The following is a 19,878-nucleotide window of genomic DNA, read 5'->3' as shown; positions in this document are numbered from 1 at the left end:
TGACCGGAACGCGTCCTCCCTCACCGTGCACCGCGAGGGAGGACGCTCCACGATCAGGGAACCTGATCGTGGATGAGCGAGAGCCCGCCCCCGGGTCGGGGGCGGGCTCTCGGTGTGGCTGTACTCAGGCCAGGTAGTCGCGCAGGGCGTCGGCCCGCTGCGGGTCGCGCAGCTTGGTCATCGTCTCCCGCTCGATCTGGCGGACCCGCTCACGGGACAGCCCGAACTGCTTGCCGATCTGCTCCAGCGTCCGCGGCTGGCCTCCGTCGAGGCCGAAGCGGAGGACGACGACGTCGCGCTCGCGCTCCTCCAGCGTGTCCAGCACGTGCCGGACGTCGCCCTTCATCATCTGGAAGGCGACCGCGTCCTCGGCGACCGCGGCGTCGGCGTCCTCGATGAAGTCACCCAGGCGGGACTCCTCGTCGGTGCCGACCGTCTGGTCGAGGCTGACCAGGTCACGGCTGTACTCGAGCAGCTCGACGATGCGCTCCTCGGGCAGGTCGAGCTCGAGGCCGACCTCCTCGGGGGTGGGCTCGCGCTCGAGCTCCTGGTGCATCCGGCGGCGGGTCCGCACCACCTTGTTGACCTGCTCCGCGAGGTGGACGGGCAGCCGGATGGTGCGACCGGAGTCGGCCATCGCGCGGGTGATGGCCTGACGGATCCACCAGGTGGCGTAGGTCGAGAACTTGAAGCCCTTGGTGTAGTCGAACTTCTCCACGGCGCGGATCAGCCCGACGTTCCCCTCCTGGATGAGGTCCAGGAACGTCATGCCGTGGCCGGTGTAGCGCTTGGCGACCGACACGACCAGCCGGAGGTTGGCCTCCAGGAGGTGGGCCTTCGCGGCCTTGCCGTCGGTGGCCAGGATCCTGTAGTCCCGCTTGCGGGCGGGGGTGAGCCCCTGCTGCTCGGCGAGGAGCCGCTCGGCGTAGAGGCCGGCCTCGATCCGCTTGGCCAGCTCGACCTCCTGCTCCGCGGTGAGCAGAGCGGTCTTGCCGATGGTGTTGAGGTAGACGCGGACGAGGTCGGTCGAGACCAGGCCGCTGGCGTCGGGCTCGCGCCGAGGAGAGCGCACGTCCAGGGTGTCATTGGGGGAGGACTGCAGCAGCGTCACGATGAGTCTTCGTCCTTGCCTTCGATTCGGATGCATCCGCCGGTCATCGATGGGCGGCGATGTCCATCCAGGCGTCGGGTGGGCCCTCGGCGACGGGATCTCCGGCCGGTCCCACCCTTCTCTGTCCGGTGTGGTACGCCCTGCACAACGGCCGCCAGGGGGTCCGGTGTTCCACGAACCCACGCTTCACAGCAAACCGACAGGGAGTGTCTTCGGTCACCCACCGGTACCCGGCACCGACAGTTCCAGTCATGTCATTCCCACCCGGACGAAGGGCGAGGTCAGACCTCCAGGAGCAGTGTCATCGGCCCCTCGTTGACCGACGACACCTGCATCCGCGCCCCGAAGCGACCGGTGTCCACCGTCGCACCACGCCGGCGGAGCTCGGCCACCACCTCGTCCACGAGCGGTTCGGCCAGCTCGCCGGGGGCGGCGTCCTGCCACGAGGGGCGGCGGCCCTTGCGGGTGTCGGCGTAGAGCGTGAACTGGCTGACGACGAGCAGCGGCAGCCCCAGATCAGCGGCCGCCACCTCGCCCTCGTCGCCGGGGAAGATGCGCAGCTCGTGGATCTTGCGCGCCAGCGCGTGCGCCCGGGCCACGTCGTCGACCCGGCCCACCCCGACGAGGGCCAGCAACCCGGGGCCGATCTCGCCGACCACCTCCCCGGCGACGGTTACAGCGGCTGTACTGACCCGGCTGACCACGGCGCGCATCTCGGCATCCTCCCTGTGGCGTCGGGATGACGGGCGACGGGGTGACCCGGACGACCGACCGGCCCCGATCACGATCATGCCGGCGGCGGTCCGGTCGGGGCGCATCCGGTGCAGCCGTTGTAACGAGCTGCTCCCGCTACCGGTCGGGCCCCCGGCCGTGCCATGGCCTCTCCCGGGTGACCTCCGGGCGATCGACGAGATCCGGCGGCGCGGGTGGGTGGCTTGCGCCGCCTACCTGAGCGCGTCCTTGATCTTGTCCCCGGCCTGCTGGAGGTTGCTCCTGGCCTGCTCGTTCCTGCCCTGGGCCTCCAGGTCCGGGTTGCCGGTGGCCCGGCCGAGCGTCTCCTTGCCCTTGCCGGCAAGTTCGTCGATCTTGTGGGCGATCTTCTTCTCGTCGGTCATGCCCGCGCAGCTACCCGCCGGGACCGGAGACATGCGGGCCCGCGGCCTGGCTGCTCACGGCACCCGCTCCCGTCCCGGCGTGGCAGGCGATCTTGCCGACGCCCACCATGGCGGTGAGCGCGCCGACGCCGACCTGTCCGGTACGCGGGCAGCGGGCCACGATGGAGAACGTCATGCCGGCGGGACGGCCCGTCCGGACGCGCCGAATCCCTGGTGGCGCGCCGCGTGGCTGCGGCTCAGGGCGTGTGCGCCGCCGGCCGGGCGGTGTGCGGACCGTCCGCACCCGGGGACCCGGCTTCGGCGTCGAGGTCGGCGGCCGGTTCCTCGACCGGGCGGCGCACCTCCCGGCGCCAGGCCTGGACCGCGGCGGCCAGAACCCCGGCGACGGGCACCGCCAGGAACAGCCCCAGCAGCCCGAAGGCGGAGGCGGCCCCGGTGGTCAGCAGCAGGACCACGAGCGGGTGGAAGCTGATCGCGCGGGACAGCAGCAGCGGTGCCAGCACGTTGCCCTCGATCTGCTGCACCACCACGACGATGAGCAGCGCCCACAGCGCCGTCGTCCAGCCGCCGGTGACGCCGGCGACCGCGACCGCCACCGCCCCGGCGATGGTCGCCCCCACCAGGGGGACGTAGCCGAACAGGAAGGTCAGCGCGCCGATCGGCAGGGCCAGCGGAACCCCGAGCGCCCACAGCCCGGCGCCGATGAGCACCCCGTCGATCAGGCCGGTGGCGGTGGCCGCGTAGAACCACGCGCCCGCCGTCCGCATACCGGCGCGGAACGCGGCCTCGGTGGGCGCCCGGTGCTCGACGGAGAGCACCCGGACGAACTGCCGCCACAGGCGGTCGCCGCTGGTGAGCCCGAAGAGGGTGAAGAACAGGGCGATGACCAGGACGGTGACCACCTGGCTCGCCGCATTCAGGCCCTGCGCCGCGGCCCCGCCGAGCCCGCCGAGCGCGGCGTTCACCGAGTCCTCCAGCTGACCGAGCACCTGCTCGAGCCCGGCGTTGTTGAGGTCGTCGGTCCGGTCCTGCGTCCACTCGGCGACCGAGTCGACGGCGTCGATGCCCGCGTCGACGAGCCCGGGCCATGCGCCGATCAGCTGGAGCACGAGGAAGCCCAGGACGCTGACGAAGAAGGCCAGGTAGGCGACGACGCACAGGATCGCGGCGAGCGCGGGAGGGACGCCGTGCCGCCGCAGCCGGCGGGCGATCGGCCACAGCATCGCCACCTGGGCGAGCCCGAGGACGACGGCTGCGGCGACGAACTGCACCTGCAGCACCAGCCAGATCGCTCCGACGGCGGCCAGCCCGAGCACCAGGAACCGTCCGGCGATCGTCGCCTCGCGCTGCAGCAGCGTCACGCGGTCCGGCGGCGGGAGCGCCGTCGGGCGGGGCGGGCCGTGCCGCGCCTCGGTGGGTTCCCCGGCGGAGGCCGCCGTCCGCTCCGCCATGCCTGCCTCCCCGCCCGCTCCGTCGTCCCCACGTCGGTGGTCCGACGTCGGGGTGCCCGGACCATCCTGGCGGCCTCGGTGCGCCCTGTGCTGGCGCGATCGGTCGTGTCGTGGACGGGCAGCATGGACGTCCGACGCCATGTCGAGCGCCGCTGCCCGAGCTGAGGCGCGGACGCCCCGGTCCGCACGGGGCGGACCGGGGCGTCCGGCAGCGGGGTGCCTACCGCAGGTCGAAGCGGTCCAGCTCCATCACCTTGACCCAGGCGGCGGTGAAGTCCCGCACGAAGGCCTCCTGCGCGTCGTCGGCCGAGTAGACCTCGACGATGCCGCGCAGGATCGAGTTCGAGTTGAACACCAGGTCGACCGCGGTGGCCGTGCGCACGACGTTGCCGTCGGCGTCCAGCCCCTCGTAGACGCCCTCGCCCTCGGCGGCGGTGCGCCACGAGATGCCCAGGTCGAGCAGGTTGCGGAAGAAGTCCTGCGACAGGACGCCCGGGCGGTCGGTGAAGACGCCGTGCTGCACGCCGCCGGTGTTGGCGCCGAGCACCCGGAGGCCGCCGACCAGGAGCGTCATCTCCTTGGCGGTGAGCTCCAGCATGTACGCCTTGTCCACCAGGAGCGTCTCCGGCTGCAGCTTGCTGCCCGGCGCGATCCAGTTGCGGAAGCCGTCGGCCCGCGTCTCCAGCCAGCGGAAGTTGTCGACGTCCGTCTGCACCTGCGAGGCGTCGGTGCGGCCGGGGTGGAACGGCACGGTCACCTGCACGCCGGCGTCCGCCGCCGCCTTCTCCACGGCGGCACTGCCGCCGAGGACGATCAGGTCGGCCAGCGAGACCTTCTTCCCGGTCTGCTGCTCGAACTCGCCCTTGACCCGCTCCAGCACCGGCAGCACGTCCCGGACGCCCTCGTTGGCCGCCCAGTTGATCTGCGGCTCGAGGCGGATCCGGGCGCCGTTGGCGCCACCGCGCTTGTCCGTGCCGCGGTAGGACGCGGCGGCCGACCAGGCCGTGTGCACCAGCTGGGAGACGGTCAGGCCGGAGGACAGCAGCCGCTGCTTCAGGTCGGCGATCTCGGCCTCGCCCACGAGTTCGTGGTCGACGGCGGGGACCGGGTCCTGCCAGATCAGGTCCTCCGCCGGGACGTCGGGTCCCAGGTAGCGCACCTTCGGCCCCATGTCGCGGTGCAGCAGCTTGAACCAGGCGCGGGCGTACTGGTCGGCGAAGTACTCCGGGTCGTCCCGGAAGCGCTCCGCGTACGCGCGCAGCTCCGGGTCGACCTTCAGCGCCATGTCCGCGGTGGACATCATCGGGGGGTTCTTCTTGCCCTCGATGTGCGCGTCAGGGACGAGCTCCTGAGCCTCGGGCTCCTTGGGCTGCCACTGCTTGGCGCCTGCCGGGCTCTCGACGAGCTCCCAGTCGAAGCCGAAGAGCATGTCCCAGTAGGTGTTGTCCCACTGGGTCGGCGTCGGGGTCCAGGCGCCCTCGAGGCCGCTGGTGATGGTGTCGGCACCCTTGCCGGTGCCGTGCTGGCTGATCCAGCCGATGCCGTTGCCGTGCACCGGGCAGCCCTCGGGCTCCGGACCGACGAGCTCGGGGTTGCCCGCGCCGTGGGTCTTGCCGAAGGTGTGGCCACCGGCGATGAGCGCGACGGTCTCCTCGTCGGTCATGCCCATGCGGCGGAAGGTCTGCTTGATGTCGTGGCCGGAGCCCAGCGGGTCGGGCTTGCCCTTCGGGCCCTCCGGGTTGACGTAGATCAGGCCCATGGTCACGTTGGCCAGGGGGCCCTCGTCGAGGTCCAGCGGGTCGTCGCCGGCGTAGCGCTCGTCGCCGAGCCAGGTGTCCTCGGGACCCCAGAAGACCTCCTGAGGCTGCCAGCTGTCCTCGCGGCCGAAGGCGAAGCCGAAGGTCGGCAGGCCCATGTCGTCGTGGGCGACGTTGCCGGCGAGAACCAGCAGGTCGGCCCAGGAGAGCTTGCGGCCGTACTTCTGCTTGATCGGCAGCAGCAGGCGGCGGGCCTTGTCGAGGTTGGCGTTGTCCGGCCAGCTGTTGAGGGGGGCGAACCGCTGGCCGCCCTCGCCGCCACCGCCGCGGCCGTCGGCGATCCGGTAGGTGCCGGCCGCGTGCCACGACATGCGGATGAACAGCGGGCCGTAGTGGCCCCAGTCGGCCGGCCACCAGTCCTGCGAGGTGCGCATGACCTCGACGACGTCGCGCTTGACCGCCTCGACGTCCAGCTGCGCGAAGGCCGCCTTGTAGTCGAAGTCCACACCCAGTGGGTCGGAGTCCTTCGAGGGCTTGTTCAGCACCTGCAGGTCGACCTGGTTGGGCCACCAGTCGCGGTTGGTGTGCGGGCGCCCCCCGGTGTGCGCCTCCGGCGACGGGATCGCCGGGTTCTCGCTCTCGCTGGTGCTCTCGGTCTGGACCTTGTTGGTCTCGTCCTTCACGGTGTGCCTCTCTGTGCTGCGGATCTGGCGGGGAATCAGGGAGCGGACGGGCGGGTGGCGCAGGCGGGGCAGCGGCCCCAGAAGACGACCTCGGCCTCGTCGACGACGAAACCTGCGTCGTCGGACGGGGTGAGGCACGGGGCGGCCCCGACCGTGCAGTCGACGTCGACGATCGCACCGCAGTCGCGGCAGACCAGGTGGTGGTGGTTGTCGCCGACGCGTGCCTCGTAGCGCGCCGCCGAGCCCTGCGGCTGGATGCGCCGCACCAGGCCGGTGTCGGTGAGCACCCGCAGGACGTCGTAGACGGCCTGGTGGGAGATCGCGTCCAGCCGGGTGCGCGCGGCGGTGATCAGCGCGTCGGTGTCCAGGTGGGGGTGCGCGTGCACGGCGTCCAGGACCGCCAGGCGCGGGCGGGTGACGCGCAGGCCGACGGCGCGCAGCGCGCGTTCGAGTCCTGCGGGGTCGGGCACGGATCGATCCTGCTGGCTTTCCTTGAAACGGTCAAGAGAAGTCGGGGTGAACGTGGACATAGTTCCGCGGCGAGCAGCGTGGCGGGGAGGTTCTCGACCGCCGGCTCGCCCTCGGCACCAGGGGCTGCTCCGAGGACGTGATCGGGATGGAGCCTGAGCAGCGGTGTCGCTGCTCCTCTGCATTGCCATGACGACCTTCTCCGTGACGACCGGCCGGCGCAGGAACACCTCGGCTCCCACCGGGGCCTCGTTCGAGAGCGGTCGCCGTGCGGACAGCAAGGAGGACGCAGCCGCAGTTCGGTCGCGGCCCGCCGGGGCACCTGGCGGAACCGTGCCGGAGGGTCACGAGGATCGGAGGGACGTGATGGTCAGCGCGCCCGGCGACGTGGTGCTCGCCGCGCTGCCAGAGGCACCGGTGGGATCCCTGGAGACGATCGGGACACCCGTTCTCTGGACGGCGACCATCGCTGTCGTCATCGCCCTGCTGCCCCTGGACTTCGCGATCACCCGCCGGCCGCACGCCGTCTCGCTGCGCGAGGCGGTGGGCTGGCCGGTCTTCTAGGTGGCGTTGCCGTTGGCCTTTGCCGTCTTCGTCTGGGGCCAGTACGGCTCCCAGACGGGCCTCGAGTACCTGACCGGGTACCTCGTGGAGAAAGTCCCCGTCGGTGGACAACCTGTTCGTCTTCATGCTGCTGTTGTCAGCGTTCGCGGTGCCGGCCGAGCTGCAGCAGCGGGTCCTGCTCTACGGCATCGTCGGCGCGCTGGTGCTGCGCGGCATCTTCATCGCGCTGGGTGCGGCGGTCCTGGCGAACCAGAGCTGGGCCTTCCTGCTGTTCGGGGCCATCCTGCTGGTCACCGCCGTGAAGATCCTCCGGGACCAGGCATCCGGGCACGGCAACGACGTCGACGTGTCCTCGATGCGGTCGGTGAAGTTGTTGCGCCGGTTCATGCCGGTCACCGACACGTACCAGGGCCCGCGGATGTTCGTGCAGCAGGGTGGCCGGCGGGCGGCGACCCCGTTCGCGCTCGTGGTGAGCGCCGTCCTGGTGACCGACGTCGTCTTCGCCGTGGACTCGGTCCCCGCCGTCTACGGCATCACTGGGGACCCGTACCTGCTCTTCGCCACCAACGCCTTCGCACTGCTCGGGCTGCGGGCGCTCTACTTCGTCCTGGAGGGGGCGCTCAGCAGGCTGGTGCACCTGGGCTACGGCCTGGCCGCCATCCTGGCCTTCATCGGCACCAAGCTCGTCCTCCACTGGGCACACGGGGTCTGGCCCGGGGTTCCGGAGATTCCCACCCTGCTCTCCCTGGGCGTGATCGTGGTGGTCCTCGCCCTGGTGACCGCGACCAGCCTCTACGCGACCCGCGGCGACCAGCGCGGCGAGGAGCACCCCGAGCACCAGACGGGCCACGTGTCCCATCCCGGCGGGGTGCCCCGATCGCGCGCGGACGCCGGGACCGACACCCCGCCGAGGCAGGATCGCAGGTGAGCGGCGCGCCGGGGCCGCCGGCCTCGGAGCCGGGACGCCGCCCTCGGGTGCGCTCGGGGCCTGGCCGGGGCACCGGCTTCCAGCGGCTGCCTCCGGCTCGGGTGCACCGGAGGGGCGAACTCGTGCCGGCGGGTCACCTCGGCCGGACAGCCCTGCGGCACCATCTCCGTGTGCCGACCCTCCGCATCGCCCAGGATGCCGCCGCCGACGAGCTGCTGAGCCGCGACCCGCTCGCGCTGCTGATCGGCATGCTGCTGGACCAGCAGTTCCCCATGGAGCGGGCCTTCGGCGCCCCTCGCCTGCTCGCGGACCGGCTGGGCGTCGACACGCTGTCGGCCGAGCAGTTGGCGTCGATGGACCCCGACGAGCTGGTCGGCATCTTCCAGGGGCCGCCGGCGCTGCACCGCTACCCGGGTTCGATGGCCGGCCGCACGCAGCAGGTGTGCCGGGCGCTGGTCGCCGACCACGACGGCCAGGTGCCCGGGCTCTGGGCCGACGAGCCGACCGGTGCCGTGCTGCTGAAGCGGCTCCAGGCGCTACCGGGGTTCGGTGCGCAGAAGTCCAGGATCTTCCTCGCCCTGCTCGGCAAGCAGTACGGCGTGACGCCCGACGGGTGGCGGGAGGCCGCCGGGGACTACGGCGCGGACGGTTCCCGGCGGTCGGTCGCCGACATCACCGGCCCCGAGAGCCTGGCCGAGGTGCGGGCGTTCAAGCAGGAGCAGAAGCAGGCGGCCAAGGCGGCGAGGCAGCCGACCGGGAAGTAGCGGAGGACACGAGCGTCGGGCCTCCCGCGGTGGCACGATGGGTTGTGCACCGCGCAAAGCCCGGGGTCCCCAGGGCGCACGGTCGTGGAGGGATGGAGCCCGTGGCCTCGAGCCAGCAGTTCCCGCGGTCGCGCAGGCCGGAGCCGGTCCTCATCACCGAGGCCGAGATCAGCCCCGCCGAGCAGCACGCCGCCCGCAAGCGCCGCTACGCGATCACCATGGTCATCAGGGCGGTGTTCGTCATCCTGGCGGCGACGTTCTACCAGGTCGTCTGGCTGATGCTGATCTTCGCGTTCCTCGGCACGGTGCTGCCCTGGATCGCGGTCCTCATGGCCAACGACCGGCCGCCGAAGAAGAAGAAGGACATGCGGGGCTACACCCCGCGGCCGGACCGCCAGCTGGAGAGCCCGGCGGCAGCGAAGGTGCGGGTCATCGACGTCTGACCGCACGTCCGCGCTCCCGCCGGCTGCACTGCGCCGGGAGGCGTCTCGCCGCCGGTGTCATCATGGTCGGCGGCGGTGCCCGGCCTCGGCTGCGGCCCGCCGCAGGACACATCGTCGAGCAGGGAGCCCGCATGAGCAGCAGCGACATCCTCGAGCGCCCGGACGTCCGAGACGCCGACACCGGCAACGCCAACGAGGTCTTTCACTACGTGCGCAAGAACAAGATCGCCGAGAGTGCCGTGATGGGCACGATGGTCGAGGCGCTGTGCGGCGAGGTCTTCCCGGTGACGAAGAGCCCGAAGCCGGGCAGCCCGGTCTGCCCCGCGTGCAAAGAGGTCTACGAGCAGCTCAAGAAGGACTGAGCGCCGAAGCCTTCGCGCTGTCGTCCCGAGCGGGCCGGAGGGTCCGCGCAGGGACGACGCGGCGGTTCATCGGCGGCCGGGGAGGCACCTGGCCGCGGTGCCGGTCCGGAGGCCGCGGTGCCGGTCCGGAGGCCGCCATGTCACGGCCGCAGGCCGAGCCGCCGCGCCTCTTCCTCGAGCTTGGCCGCCCGCCGGGCCCGCCGACGGCGGTCGTGCCGGCGCAGCGGGGCAGGCCAGCGCGCCTGGATGGTGGTGTTGAGCTCGGCGCCCAGCAGCACTGCCATCCCGAAGAAGAAGCAGAACAGCAGCGCGCCGATCGGCGCCGCGAGCGCCCCGTAGGGCAGCGCCGTGGTCAGGATGTCGCCGATGTAGGCGCGCAGCAGGAGCGCCGCGACGAGGAAGAAGCCCAGGGCCAGCAGCGCACCCGGCAGGTGCCGGCGCCACGGGAGCCGGTGGGGCAGCACCACGTGGAAGAAGCTGGTGAGGGCCAGCAGCAACCCGACGAGGACGAGCGGCCAGTAGACGGCGTCGATGAGCATCGCCGTGGTGTCCCGCCAGTCCGCGGGGGCCAGCCCGGTCAGGGTCTCCCGGCCCAGGACGAGCAGCGGCAGGGTGAGCACCGCCATGATCATCCCGACGACGAACAGCCAGAGGGCCTTGAGCCGGGTACGGATCGGGCCGCGCACGTCGCGCTGGTCGTAGGCGATCACGATCGTGTTCATGAACGTGGCCGTGGCCGACGAGCCCGCCCACAGCGACACGAGGAAGCCCAGGCTCACCACGTCCAGCCGGCCTGACCGGAGGATGTCGTCGAGCGTGGGTGCCACCAGCGAGTCGACCACGCCCGGCGTGAGCGCCTCGGACGAGGCGTCGAGCAGCTGCTCCTCGATCCGGAGCACCGTGTCACTGCCGATGACGGCGCCCAGGTAGCCCAGGGAGCCGAGCAGGCCGATCAGCAGCGGTGGCACCGACAGGATCTGCCAGAAGGCCGCCTCGGCCGACAGCCCCAGGATGCGGTCCTGCCAGGCCTTCGACGCCGTCCGGCCCAGCACCTGCAGCGGTACGCGCAGCACCGCGGGCCAGCGCCGCAGCCGCGACGGCCCGGGCTCCTCGCCGCGGGGAGCTTCGGGAGCCTCCGTGGGCGGCTGCCCGGCAGCACCGTCCCGCTCGGCCTGCGCGGCCGAGCCGCCGGGCAGGACGGTGCTCACTACAACAGTGTGCACGCCACCGTGCCGCACAGCGGCCGCGGTGCGGGAGGAGTGCTGGTCAGGCCGCCCGCGGGCGCGGTCGACGGCCACCCGGTGACGGCGGGCTGCCGGGGGTCGTACCGGCCGGACCCGCCGGGGGGGCGGCGGGCTCCGGGGGAACGCACCGGATGACGGCCTCGGCCGCGTAGCGGGTGTTGAACTGCTCCCGCTTGATCTCCGAGCCCGTCGTCAGGTCGCGGAACACCCGCGTGACGGTCACGTCGAAGCCGGGGACCCCCGACTGCGGGATGCAGTCGCCGTCGTCGGGCTTCTCCAGCTCGGCGGGCTCCCGACGGTTGGTGCGCGGGCCCTCGATCGCCTGGATCTCGTACCGCTTCGTCCCGTAGAAGGTCACCGTCAGCGATCCGCTGGTCGTGGCGGTGTCGACGTAGATGCCGGTGTCGCTGTCATTGCGCCACTGCAGGTCGATGAGGCCCTCGTAGACGGTGGCCTCCCGGCCGGCGGGGTAGCGGTCGATGTAGAAACTGTGCGGCTTGTGGTAGACGTCCTCGAGGCCGGCGAAGAAGACCGCGTTGAACATCGTGGTGGCGAACTGGCTGACCCCGCCGCCGACGGCCTTGGACAGCTGGCCGCCGCTGATCACGGTGGCCTCCACGTAGCCCTGCGGGACGCCGCGGGGGCCGGTGTAGCCGTTCAGGCTGAACGTCTCGCCCGGCAGGACCAGGGCGCCGTCGACCTCCGCGGCCACCACGCGGATGTTGGTGCCGCTGGCGGGGTTGGAGATCCGCGTCGTGAAGCTGCTGACCTCCTCGCGGATGCCCAGCGCCTCGGCCTCCTCGGTGGTGAGGTCGGCCGGGACCGGGCCCAGTTCCGCCGTCACCGACCGCGGAGCGGGGTCGGGTAGCACGGCGAGCAGCTGCTCGGACAGCACGGCCGGGTCGATGCCGGTGCCGTCCACGGACGGGACGACCGAGACGGACCCGCCGGAGATCTGGAAGGTGGCGTCCTCGGCGGGGGTGCCGAAGCGCCCGAGCTCGTCGCCGAGAGCCGTCTGGAGCTGTGCGGGGTCGATGCCCACGGTCAGCGTGCCGTCCTGCTCCGGCGTGAAGGTCAGGGACGCCGCGATCGCCTCCGCCGACACCTCCGCCGTCGTGCCGCCGTCCTGGCTGACCACGGCCACCGGCGCGGCGAGGCCGGGGGTGACGGTCTCGTCGAGGACACGCTGCGCCTCGGCCTGGTCCACCGTCACGGCCGCGACGTCGACGGGGAGCTCGATCGGCGTCGCCGGGTCGCTCCCGGCCGTCAGCGCCTCGGTGATCGCCTCCGCGGCACCGTCGCGGTCCAGGGTGCGGCCGTCCTGGGGAGCGACCACGGATGCGGTGGTCCCCTCGATCGCGATCGTGGCGTCCACGGGCGCGCGGTCGACCTGCTCGGCCAGCGTGTCCATCTGCGCGGCCAGCGCGGTGTCCTCGCCGGTGAGGACCGGGTCGACCTCGCGGTCGGAGAACAGGGTGACCACGCGGGTCCAAAGGTTCAGCGGCTGGTCGTCGGCGACGTCGACCGTCGCGTCGACGTCGAGGCCGATGCCGGCGGTGGCCGGGGAGAAGGGGAGGGTGACGTCGTCGGCGCGCACCTGGTGCTCCGCGTCGATCCGGGGGGCCAGCTGCTCCTCCAGGACTGCGGCTGCCCGGGCGGGGGAGAGGCCGCCGACCTCGACGCCGGCCACCACGGTGGACCGCGGCACGTCCCCGGAGGCGAGGGCCAGGTCGGCGCCGTAGGTCGCGGCGAGCACCGCGACAGCGCCGGCGGGGATCAGCACGGCGCGGCGACGCCACCACGGACCGCCGGGGCCGCCCGCACGAGGCTGCGCGGGCGGCGTGCCGTCGGCCGTGCCGGTGCGGTGGCCGTCCGCCAGCGGGGGGACGACGGCGGTCGGGTGCTCCGAGTCCTCCAGGGCGTGACCGGACAGGTCCAGTCGCTGGGTGCCCTCCAGGTCCTCCGGGGCCGGCGCGGTCCCGGACGGAGTTGCTCCGGCGTGCGCAGGCACCTCGGAGGAGGGGGCAGCCGACGGCGGCTGGACCACGGCGGGCTCGGCGGGCGGCTGCGCGGCCGGCGACGGGGCGGGAGGCGGCTGGGCGGCGACCGGCGGGGTCTCCGGACCCCCGCGCTGCCATTCCCGGCCGACGGGGCGGGTGTCATCGGGCTCGGCACCGAAGCCCTGATCCGGGGTCGTCGGTGCCGGTCGTCCGTCGCCACCGTCCGCAGGCATGCGGACGGTCTCGTCCGATACGGGGTACTGCTGGGACATCGGGTCTTCCTCCGGTCGCCGCTGGCCGGGGGTCCCCGGGAACGACGGAGCCGCCGGCCCGACCCCCGCACGGGGCGGGGAGTCGGACGCGGCGGCGTCGTCGGGTGAGGCAGTCATCGCGGGCGCGACGATATCGCCTCGCTCATGCAGTTACGCGCTGGTCGCCCTCTGTGTCGATGATGTCGACGGCGATGTCACGGAGCTTGCTCTCGTATTCGCGGGCGTGGTGCCCGCAGAAGACCAGGTCGCTACCGCTCGCGAGAACGACACGAACCTTTGCCAGGGCTCCACAGCGGTCGCAGTGGAACGGGACGACGAGGTCATCGGTGGGCGGGGTCGACGTCAGCGTCTGGGTCATCTGGCTCATCACTCGCTCTCTACCGCACGGACCCGCGGCTGCGGATCGGCCTCCTGCACAGCGCCAGGATGGCCCCTCGTGTTCCCGTTCTCGATGCCATCGTCGCGGACTCGCCGAAAGAGATGAGTCCGTGACCGACGGGGGCACCGTGGCCGGGTCCAGCAGGGGACATCACTGGGTTGGAACTGGTGGAGCACGTACTGGTCGTCATCGGAGCCCCGGGTGGGAGTCCGGGACGACCGTCTGTCCTCTGCTGCCTTGCCTCTCCCACGCTACGCCGTCTACCCGAGCGATGCCGTCGTACACCGGTCGTCACCCAACCGACACCATGTGCTCGCCCGCACGAGTGAGCCCCACCCCTCGGCACGATCGTCCCGAGTGGGCCCCGGAGGGGTCCGCGCAGGGACGATGGGCCGGCTCGGCGCAGCAGGAGGACGGCTCGTGGCTGCGGTGTCGTCCGGAGGACGACGATGTCCTAGTCCAGGTAGTCGCGCAGCACCTGGGAGCGGCTGGGGTGGCGCAGCTTCGACATGGTCTTGGACTCGATCTGGCGGATCCGCTCACGGGTGACCCCGTAGACCTGTCCGATCTCGTCCAGGGTGCGCGGCTGGCCGTCGGTCAGGCCGAACCGCAGCCGGACCACGCCGGCCTCCCGCTCCGACAGCGTCTGGAGCACGCTGGTCAGCTGGTCCTGCATGAGGGTGAAGCTGACCCCGTCGACGGCCACGACGGCCTCGGAGTCCTCGATGAAGTCGCCGAGCTGGCTGTCGCCCTCGTCGCCGATGGTCTGGTCGAGGCTGATCGGCTCCCGGGCGTACTGCTGGATCTCCAGCACCTTGTCCGGGGTGATGTCCATCTCCTTGGCCAGCTCCTCCGGCGTGGGCTCGCGGCCCAGGTCCTGGAGCAGCTCGCGCTGGATGCGGCCGAGCTTGTTGATGACCTCGACCATGTGCACCGGGATGCGGATGGTGCGGGCCTGGTCGGCCATGGCGCGGGTGATGGCCTGGCGGATCCACCACGTCGCGTAGGTCGAGAACTTGTAGCCCTTGGTGTAGTCGAACTTCTCGACGGCGCGGATCAGACCGAGGTTGCCCTCCTGGATCAGGTCCAGGAAGGCCATGCCGCGGCCGGTGTAGCGCTTGGCGAGGGAGACCACGAGGCGGAGGTTGGCCTCGAGCAGGTGGTTCTTGGCGCGCTCGCCGTCGCGGACGATCCAGTTGAGGTCCCGGCGCATCTGCGGCGAGATCTTCTGGCCCTCCTCCTCGACCTGGCGCAGCCGCTCGGAGCCGTAGAGACCGGCCTCGATCCGCTTGGCGAGGTCGACCTCCTCCTCGGCGTTGAGGAGCGCGACCTTGCCGATCTGCTTGAGGTAGGCGCGGACGGAGTCGGCCGACGCGGTGAGCTCGGCGTCCTTGCGGGCCTGGCGGAGGGCCTCGGACTCCTCCTCCTCGTCCCACTCGAAGTCGGTGCCGCCCTCGGCGGTCTCCTCGTCGGGAGCGACCTCGACGCCGTCCTTGCCGGTGACGACGGTCTCGTCGAGCTTGAGACCCTCGCTCCCGGCGTCGACGACGGCGACGGCGGCGGCGGCGGCGCCGTCGGTGGCCACGGCCGTGAGGACGGTGCCCTCACCAACGGCGGTGGAGGGGGTGATCGCCGGCTTGGTGCGGCTCTTGGCCGGCGCCTTCGCGGCGGCGGACTTGGCCGGTGCCTTCTTCCGGGCGGCCGCCGGCTCGACGGCCTTCTTCGCACGGGTACCGGCCGCGGCCGTCCTGGCGCGCGGAGAGGTGCTCGCTGCGGCTGCTTCCGGTGCTGGCTGGTCGGCGGGCACTCAGGTTCCTTCCCGTACTGGGTTCGTTCCCCGGGGGACCGTGTGGTCCGCGGGCAGCGGCTCCGGCCAGTGCCCCGAGGCGGGGGAGGGCCCGGCAATCCGGCGCGGCGTTTGACCGCGTTCGGGGCAGGGGATCCCTCCCGGCTGGAGGGCGACGGGCTGGGGCTTCCCCATTGTAACGGCGTCCCGCCGCGTTTCCATCGCCTCGGATCGGAGCTCCTCGCTCCGACGGGGCGGACCGGGTCGACCCGGGAGGGGAACGCGCCGTTCCGGGGGCACGCCGGTCAGGGCTCCAGCTGCTCGGCCGCCGCCAGGGCGGCCCCGACGATCCCGGCGTCGTTCTGCAGCTCGGCCGGCACGACCGGGGTCCGGGTGGTGAGCAGCGGCACCCACTTGTGGGCCTTCTTGCTCACCCCGCCACCGACGATGATCAGGTCCGGCCACAGGCCCGCCTCGAGGACGTCCAGGTAGCGGTCCACGCGCGCGGCCCATTCCGGGTAGCTGAGCTCCTCGCGCTCCCGGGCGGCCGCGGACGCGCGCCGCTCACCGCCCTCGCCGTCGACCTGGATGTGCCCGAACTCGGTGTTGGGCACCAGCCGGCCGTCCACGAACAGGGCGCTGCCGATGCCGGTGCCGAAGGTGAGCATCAGCACGACGCCGCTGCGGTCCCGGCCGGCGCCGTAGCGCATCTCCGCCAGGCCCGCGGCGTCGGCGTCGTTGAGCGTCGTCACCTCGCCGGGGATGTACCGGGACAGACCGGCGTCGACATCGGTCCCGATCCAGCTCTTGTCCACGTTCGCCGCCGTGTGCGCGACCCCGGACTTCATCACCCCCGGGAACGTCACGCCGACCTGGCCGGTCCAGCCGAAGGTGTTCACGATCGTCGCGACGACGTCGTAGACCGGCTCCGGAAGCGACGGCTGCGGGGTCTCGATCCGCACCCGCTCGCCGACGAGCCGCCCCTCGTCCAGATCGACCAGGCAGCCCTTGATGCCGCTGCCGCCGATGTCCACCCCGAAGCCCTGCACGCCGACAGGTTAGTAGAAGGACCACCCTCCCCCCGCGCCTCGCTGGCTCGCCACGGGACCCTGAGGGTGGCCGTTCCAACACCTCACGGCGGTGCGCCCTGCGGCAGGATCTTGGTCATGAGCTCCTCCGGCCGGGCCGACGTCCTCCCTTCCCAGCTCCTCGAACTGGCCGTCGCGGCCGCCCGTGAGGCGGCCGACCTGGTGGCCCGCGGACGCGACGGCGCGGGGGAGCACGTCGGCACCAAGTCCAGCCCGGTCGACGTCGTGACCGCGGTGGACGCGGCCAGCGAGGCGCTGCTGGTGGACCGGCTGCTCGGGGCCCGGCCGGACGACGGCGTCCTGGGGGAGGAGGGTGCGTCCCGGGACGGGACCAGCGGGGTGCGCTGGGTCGTGGACCCCATCGACGGCACGGTCAACTTCCTCTACGACCTCCCCGCCTACGCGGTGTCGGTCGCCGCGGAGGTCGACGGCGTGGTCCGGGCCGGGGTGGTGCTGAACGTGGCCACCGGCGAGCTCTTCACCGCCACGTCCGGAGGCGGAGCGTGGCTGGCCGCTCCGGGGCGGCCGGTGCGCCGGCTCGCGGTCACCGGGCCGTCCGCGCTGGACCGCACCCTCGTGGGCACCGGCTTCGGCTACCGGGCGGAGCAGCGCCGCGCCCAGGGCGAGGTCGTCGCCCGCCTGTTGCCGCGGGTGCGCGACATCCGCCGGTACGGGAGCGCGGCCCTGGACCTCTGCGCCGTCGCGGCCGGCCGTCTCGACGCCTACTACGAGCTGGGCCTCAACCCCTGGGACCACGCGGCGGGCGCGCTGGTCGCCGCCGAGGCGGGGGCCGTGGTCGCCGGGCTCCCGGGTACGTCCCCCGGGGATCCGATGGTGATCGCGGCCGCACCCGCGGTGGCCGAGGAGTTCCTGGACCTGGTGGCCGAGCTGCACCGCTGACAGCCGCGCCCGGTCAGCAGCCGGTGGGGACGTCCTCGTCGGGGACCAGCGCCGCCTCGACGTCCTCGACGGTGGCGAGGCCGGTGAACTGCGGCCCCAGGACCAGGTCGACCTCCGCCGTGGCGCGGGTGTCCTGGTGCTCGCCGGCACCCGGGAGGTAGGCCGACAGGTAGCGGGCCTGGTCGCGGCCGCGGGCGCCGAACCGGATCTCCCCGACGCCCTCGACCTGGCGCCGGCCGGAGTCGTTGGCCACCTCGTTCACCGTGAGGCCGCGCGCCCGCAGTTCCTCGGCCACCTGGCCGGCCAGGCCGCTGGAGTCCGTCGCGTTGAACACGCGGACCAGGACGCTGCTCGGCTCGAGCGACGGCGGCGCGGCCTCGGCGCTGGCGCAGGCCTGGGCCTGCGCGGCCTCCCGGGCGCGGTCCTGGCGCACCACGGTCCACCAGACGGCACCGGCGGCGAGGGCCAGCACGAGCAGGAAGATCAGCGGAGGAAGCGGCCGGCGGCCACTGCGGGGGCGCACCGGGGGGCGGGCGGCGGTGCGCTCGGTCACGGTGATGCTCCTCGGGTGTTGCATCCGGCAGGCGCGGCGTCTGCCCGGTCCACGGTGCGACCGGACGGCCCGCGACCTGGTGCGGACGGCTGTCGGCTGGAGCTTAGGGGCGGGGCGCGCCGCTAGATCGCACCGTCGTCCAGCGCGGCGCGTCCCCGCTCCACGCAGGGATCGATCCGCTCGGCGTAGCCGGTGGTGTCCTTGCCGGCCATGGCCCCGGCGGCCGAGCGGGCGACGATCCCGGCGACGATCGCCGCGAACTTGAAGTAGGCGAAGCCCACGTACCAGGACAGGTCGGAGAGGTCCAGCCCGCTGCGCTCGGCGTAGCGCGCCGCGACCTCCGCGCGGGTGGGGAAGCCCTCCAGCGCCGTCACGGTGCTCTGCCCCGCGACGCTGCGCTCGCCGGCCTGCGGCCAGTAGACGTGGAGCATGCCCAGGTCGGCCAGCGGGTCGCCCAGGGTCGACATCTCCCAGTCCAGCACCGCGCGGACGCGGCCGGGGACCCCCGGGTCGAGCAGGCAGTTGTCCAGCCGGAAGTCGCCGTGGACGATCCCGTGCCGCTGCGTCGTGGGCACGGTCTCCGCCAGCCGTGCGGCGAGGGCGTCCAGGCCCGGGCGCTCGCGGTCGCGGGTCGCCTCCCACTGCTGGGTCCAGCGGCGCACCTGGCGGCCCATGAAGCCCTCCGGGCGGCCGAAGTCGGCCAGGCCCACCGCGACGTGGTCGACGGAGTGCAGGTCGGCCAGGACGTCGACCAAACCCTCGCCGATCGCGCGCCGCCGGGCGGGGTCGTCGGCGTAGCCCTCCGGGATCCGGTCGATGACGTGCAGGCCGACGACGCGCTCCATCACGTAGAACGGTGCCCCCAGCACGGAGGTGTCGGTGCACAGGTGCAGCGTGCGGGGGACCGGGACCGGCGTGGGACCCAGCGCCGAGATCACCCGGTGCTCGCGGGCCATGTCGTGCGCGGTGGCCAGGACGGCCCCGGTGGGTGGTCGCCGGAGGATCACGGCGTCGTCCGCCGACCCGCCCTCCGGGGTCACCACGTAGGTGAGGTTCGACATGCCCGCGGCGATCAGCTCGACGGTCACCGACCGCCAGCGGTCGTGCCCGAGGACCGAGGCCAGGTACGGGCCGACGACGGCGGGATCGGCACCTGCGGGAGTCGCCACGGCGGCAGGGTAACCTCTGGCGCTCCGCCGCCCGCCCGACCGCGCACGGGTCCGATGTGTCGCCTCTCCGGGGGCGGGCACAAATCGGGCCCTTGCAGCGTTGGCGGGCTGCCGGTGCTCTGCGAGGGGGACCGGCTGGACCGGGTGCCCCAGCAACGGGCCCCACGCAGACCACCGATCGCCCACCGGCGACCGGAAGGACGACGGCGCGCACCCGGCGCCGCGTCAGACGAGCGGGACGACACCCGCACGAACCCCGGAGGAGGGGCACACCCATGGCCACCGACTACGACGCCCCGCGCCGCAACGAGACCGACGAGCTCGGCGAGGACTCGCTGGAAGAGCTCAAGGCGCGGCGGGCCGAGGCGCAGTCCTCGTCCGTCGACGTCGACGAGACCGACTTCAACGAGAACCTCGAGCTCCCCGGTGCCGACCTGTCCGGTGAGGAGCTGACCGTCCGCGTGCTCCCGAAGCAGGAGGACGAGTTCACCTGCTCGCGGTGCTTCCTGGTGCAGCACCGCACCCGGCTCGCCTCCACGCGTGGCGACCAGACGTTCTGCCGCGACTGCGCCTAGAAGGACCCCGTCCTCCCCACCCTTCGCAGGCTCAGGGTGGGACCCGGGACGGGGCCGAACCGCAAGCCCGGCAAGGGGCCGTTCCAACACCTCACCTGGGGAACCGATGACCGACGGATCGGCGCGCACCGGCGCGCCCCGTGACGTCCCGCCCCCACGGCCGGTCGCCCCACCGGCGACGACGCCGGCCGAGGAGACCCCGCTGGCGCGGGCCGGCCGCGCGGTCGCCGAGGCGGTGGCCGGCCTCGCCGGGTCCGGCTCGGCGC

General features: G+C 72.9%; 21 protein-coding genes. 7 read left to right on the top strand and 14 right to left on the bottom strand.

The window, feature by feature from the left end; translation table 11 throughout:
* Nucleotides 1-124: 124 nt before the first annotated feature.
* The 7 genes from sigB to C5507_RS18695 all read right to left on the bottom strand — a co-directional run bounded on the left by sigB (nt 125) and on the right by C5507_RS18695 (nt 6,587).
* Complete coding sequence (gene sigB, locus C5507_RS18725) at nt 125-1,111, bottom strand: RNA polymerase sigma factor SigB (protein WP_104530022.1); 987 nt, start codon at nt 1,109-1,111, stop codon at nt 125-127.
* A gap of 281 nt (nt 1,112-1,392) precedes the next feature.
* Nucleotides 1,393-1,824, bottom strand: a complete 432-nt coding sequence (gene dtd, locus C5507_RS18720; RefSeq protein WP_104530021.1) for a D-aminoacyl-tRNA deacylase — start codon at nt 1,822-1,824, stop codon at nt 1,393-1,395.
* Nucleotides 1,825-2,055: 231 nt separating this feature from the next.
* The gene (locus C5507_RS18715; protein WP_104530020.1) at nt 2,056-2,226 is read right to left on the bottom strand and encodes a CsbD family protein; all 171 of its coding nucleotides are present in this window, start codon (nt 2,224-2,226) and stop codon (nt 2,056-2,058) included.
* A 10-nt stretch (nt 2,227-2,236) separates the two neighbouring features.
* The gene (locus C5507_RS18710; protein ID WP_104530019.1) at nt 2,237-2,401 is read right to left on the bottom strand and encodes a DUF1028 domain-containing protein; all 165 of its coding nucleotides are present in this window, start codon (nt 2,399-2,401) and stop codon (nt 2,237-2,239) included.
* Between the two features lie 61 nt (nt 2,402-2,462).
* Nucleotides 2,463-3,677 (bottom strand): AI-2E family transporter, encoded by a 1,215-nt coding sequence (locus C5507_RS18705; RefSeq protein ID WP_158657645.1) that lies wholly within the window; start codon nt 3,675-3,677, stop codon nt 2,463-2,465.
* A gap of 220 nt (nt 3,678-3,897) precedes the next feature.
* Nucleotides 3,898-6,117, bottom strand: coding sequence for a catalase/peroxidase HPI (gene katG, locus C5507_RS18700; protein WP_207225746.1), 2,220 nt, complete (start codon nt 6,115-6,117; stop codon nt 3,898-3,900).
* Nucleotides 6,118-6,152: 35 nt separating this feature from the next.
* Nucleotides 6,153-6,587, bottom strand: coding sequence for a Fur family transcriptional regulator (locus C5507_RS18695; RefSeq protein WP_242611073.1), 435 nt, complete (start codon nt 6,585-6,587; stop codon nt 6,153-6,155).
* 361 nt (nt 6,588-6,948) lie between these two features.
* Between C5507_RS18695 and C5507_RS22905 the strand changes: the two genes are divergently transcribed.
* The 5 genes from C5507_RS22905 to C5507_RS18675 all read left to right on the top strand — a co-directional run bounded on the left by C5507_RS22905 (nt 6,949) and on the right by C5507_RS18675 (nt 9,646).
* On the top strand, nt 6,949-7,149 hold the full coding sequence (locus C5507_RS22905) for a hypothetical protein (protein WP_207225745.1): 201 nt from the start codon (nt 6,949-6,951) through the stop codon (nt 7,147-7,149).
* A gap of 103 nt (nt 7,150-7,252) precedes the next feature.
* On the top strand, nt 7,253-8,077 hold the full coding sequence (locus C5507_RS18690) for a TerC/Alx family metal homeostasis membrane protein (protein WP_207225744.1): 825 nt from the start codon (nt 7,253-7,255) through the stop codon (nt 8,075-8,077).
* Nucleotides 8,078-8,247: 170 nt separating this feature from the next.
* Complete coding sequence (locus tag C5507_RS18685) at nt 8,248-8,841, top strand: HhH-GPD-type base excision DNA repair protein (protein ID WP_104530016.1); 594 nt, start codon at nt 8,248-8,250, stop codon at nt 8,839-8,841.
* A 101-nt stretch (nt 8,842-8,942) separates the two neighbouring features.
* On the top strand, nt 8,943-9,284 hold the full coding sequence (locus C5507_RS18680) for a DUF3099 domain-containing protein (protein WP_104530045.1): 342 nt from the start codon (nt 8,943-8,945) through the stop codon (nt 9,282-9,284).
* 131 nt (nt 9,285-9,415) lie between these two features.
* On the top strand, nt 9,416-9,646 hold the full coding sequence (locus C5507_RS18675; RefSeq protein WP_104530044.1) for a DUF3039 domain-containing protein: 231 nt from the start codon (nt 9,416-9,418) through the stop codon (nt 9,644-9,646).
* Between the two features lie 140 nt (nt 9,647-9,786).
* Here C5507_RS18675 and C5507_RS18670 read toward each other — a convergent pair whose 3' ends face one another.
* The 5 genes from C5507_RS18670 to ppgK all read right to left on the bottom strand — a co-directional run bounded on the left by C5507_RS18670 (nt 9,787) and on the right by ppgK (nt 16,376).
* Entirely contained in the window at nt 9,787-10,854 is a 1,068-nt protein-coding gene (locus tag C5507_RS18670) for a YihY/virulence factor BrkB family protein (RefSeq protein WP_104530015.1), read from the bottom strand.
* Nucleotides 10,855-10,912: 58 nt separating this feature from the next.
* The gene (locus tag C5507_RS18665; RefSeq protein WP_104530014.1) at nt 10,913-13,162 is read right to left on the bottom strand and encodes a VanW family protein; all 2,250 of its coding nucleotides are present in this window, start codon (nt 13,160-13,162) and stop codon (nt 10,913-10,915) included.
* A 142-nt stretch (nt 13,163-13,304) separates the two neighbouring features.
* A complete protein-coding gene (locus C5507_RS18660) occupies nt 13,305-13,529 on the bottom strand; it encodes a DUF7455 domain-containing protein (RefSeq protein ID WP_089335151.1) in 225 nt (74 codons plus the stop codon).
* 466 nt (nt 13,530-13,995) lie between these two features.
* Nucleotides 13,996-15,348, bottom strand: a complete 1,353-nt coding sequence (locus C5507_RS18655; RefSeq protein ID WP_104530013.1) for an RNA polymerase sigma factor — start codon at nt 15,346-15,348, stop codon at nt 13,996-13,998.
* A 284-nt stretch (nt 15,349-15,632) separates the two neighbouring features.
* Nucleotides 15,633-16,376 carry a polyphosphate--glucose phosphotransferase gene (gene ppgK, locus C5507_RS18650; RefSeq protein ID WP_104530012.1) on the bottom strand — a complete coding sequence of 248 codons (744 nt, stop codon included), beginning with the start codon at nt 16,374-16,376 and terminating at the stop codon, nt 15,633-15,635.
* A 117-nt stretch (nt 16,377-16,493) separates the two neighbouring features.
* Between ppgK and C5507_RS18645 the strand changes: the two genes are divergently transcribed.
* A complete protein-coding gene (locus C5507_RS18645; protein WP_104530011.1) occupies nt 16,494-17,315 on the top strand; it encodes an inositol monophosphatase family protein in 822 nt (273 codons plus the stop codon).
* A gap of 13 nt (nt 17,316-17,328) precedes the next feature.
* On the opposite strand, the gene C5507_RS18640 is transcribed toward C5507_RS18645, so the two are convergent.
* Together C5507_RS18640 and C5507_RS18635 are read right to left on the bottom strand one after the other, a co-directional pair.
* Complete coding sequence (locus C5507_RS18640; protein WP_104530010.1) at nt 17,329-17,868, bottom strand: LytR C-terminal domain-containing protein; 540 nt, start codon at nt 17,866-17,868, stop codon at nt 17,329-17,331.
* A 122-nt stretch (nt 17,869-17,990) separates the two neighbouring features.
* A complete protein-coding gene (locus C5507_RS18635) occupies nt 17,991-19,037 on the bottom strand; it encodes a phosphotransferase family protein (protein ID WP_104530009.1) in 1,047 nt (348 codons plus the stop codon).
* 275 nt (nt 19,038-19,312) lie between these two features.
* On the opposite strand from C5507_RS18635, the gene C5507_RS18630 reads away from it, so the two are divergent.
* The gene (locus C5507_RS18630; protein ID WP_104530008.1) at nt 19,313-19,612 is read left to right on the top strand and encodes a DUF4193 domain-containing protein; all 300 of its coding nucleotides are present in this window, start codon (nt 19,313-19,315) and stop codon (nt 19,610-19,612) included.
* Nucleotides 19,613-19,878 lie beyond the last annotated feature (266 nt).

The organism is Blastococcus saxobsidens (assembly GCF_002938435.1).
Classification (GTDB): domain Bacteria; phylum Actinomycetota; class Actinomycetes; order Mycobacteriales; family Geodermatophilaceae; genus Blastococcus; species Blastococcus saxobsidens.
Note: the sequence above shows the minus strand (reverse complement) of the source record. Positions and strands in the feature narration are given on the sequence as shown.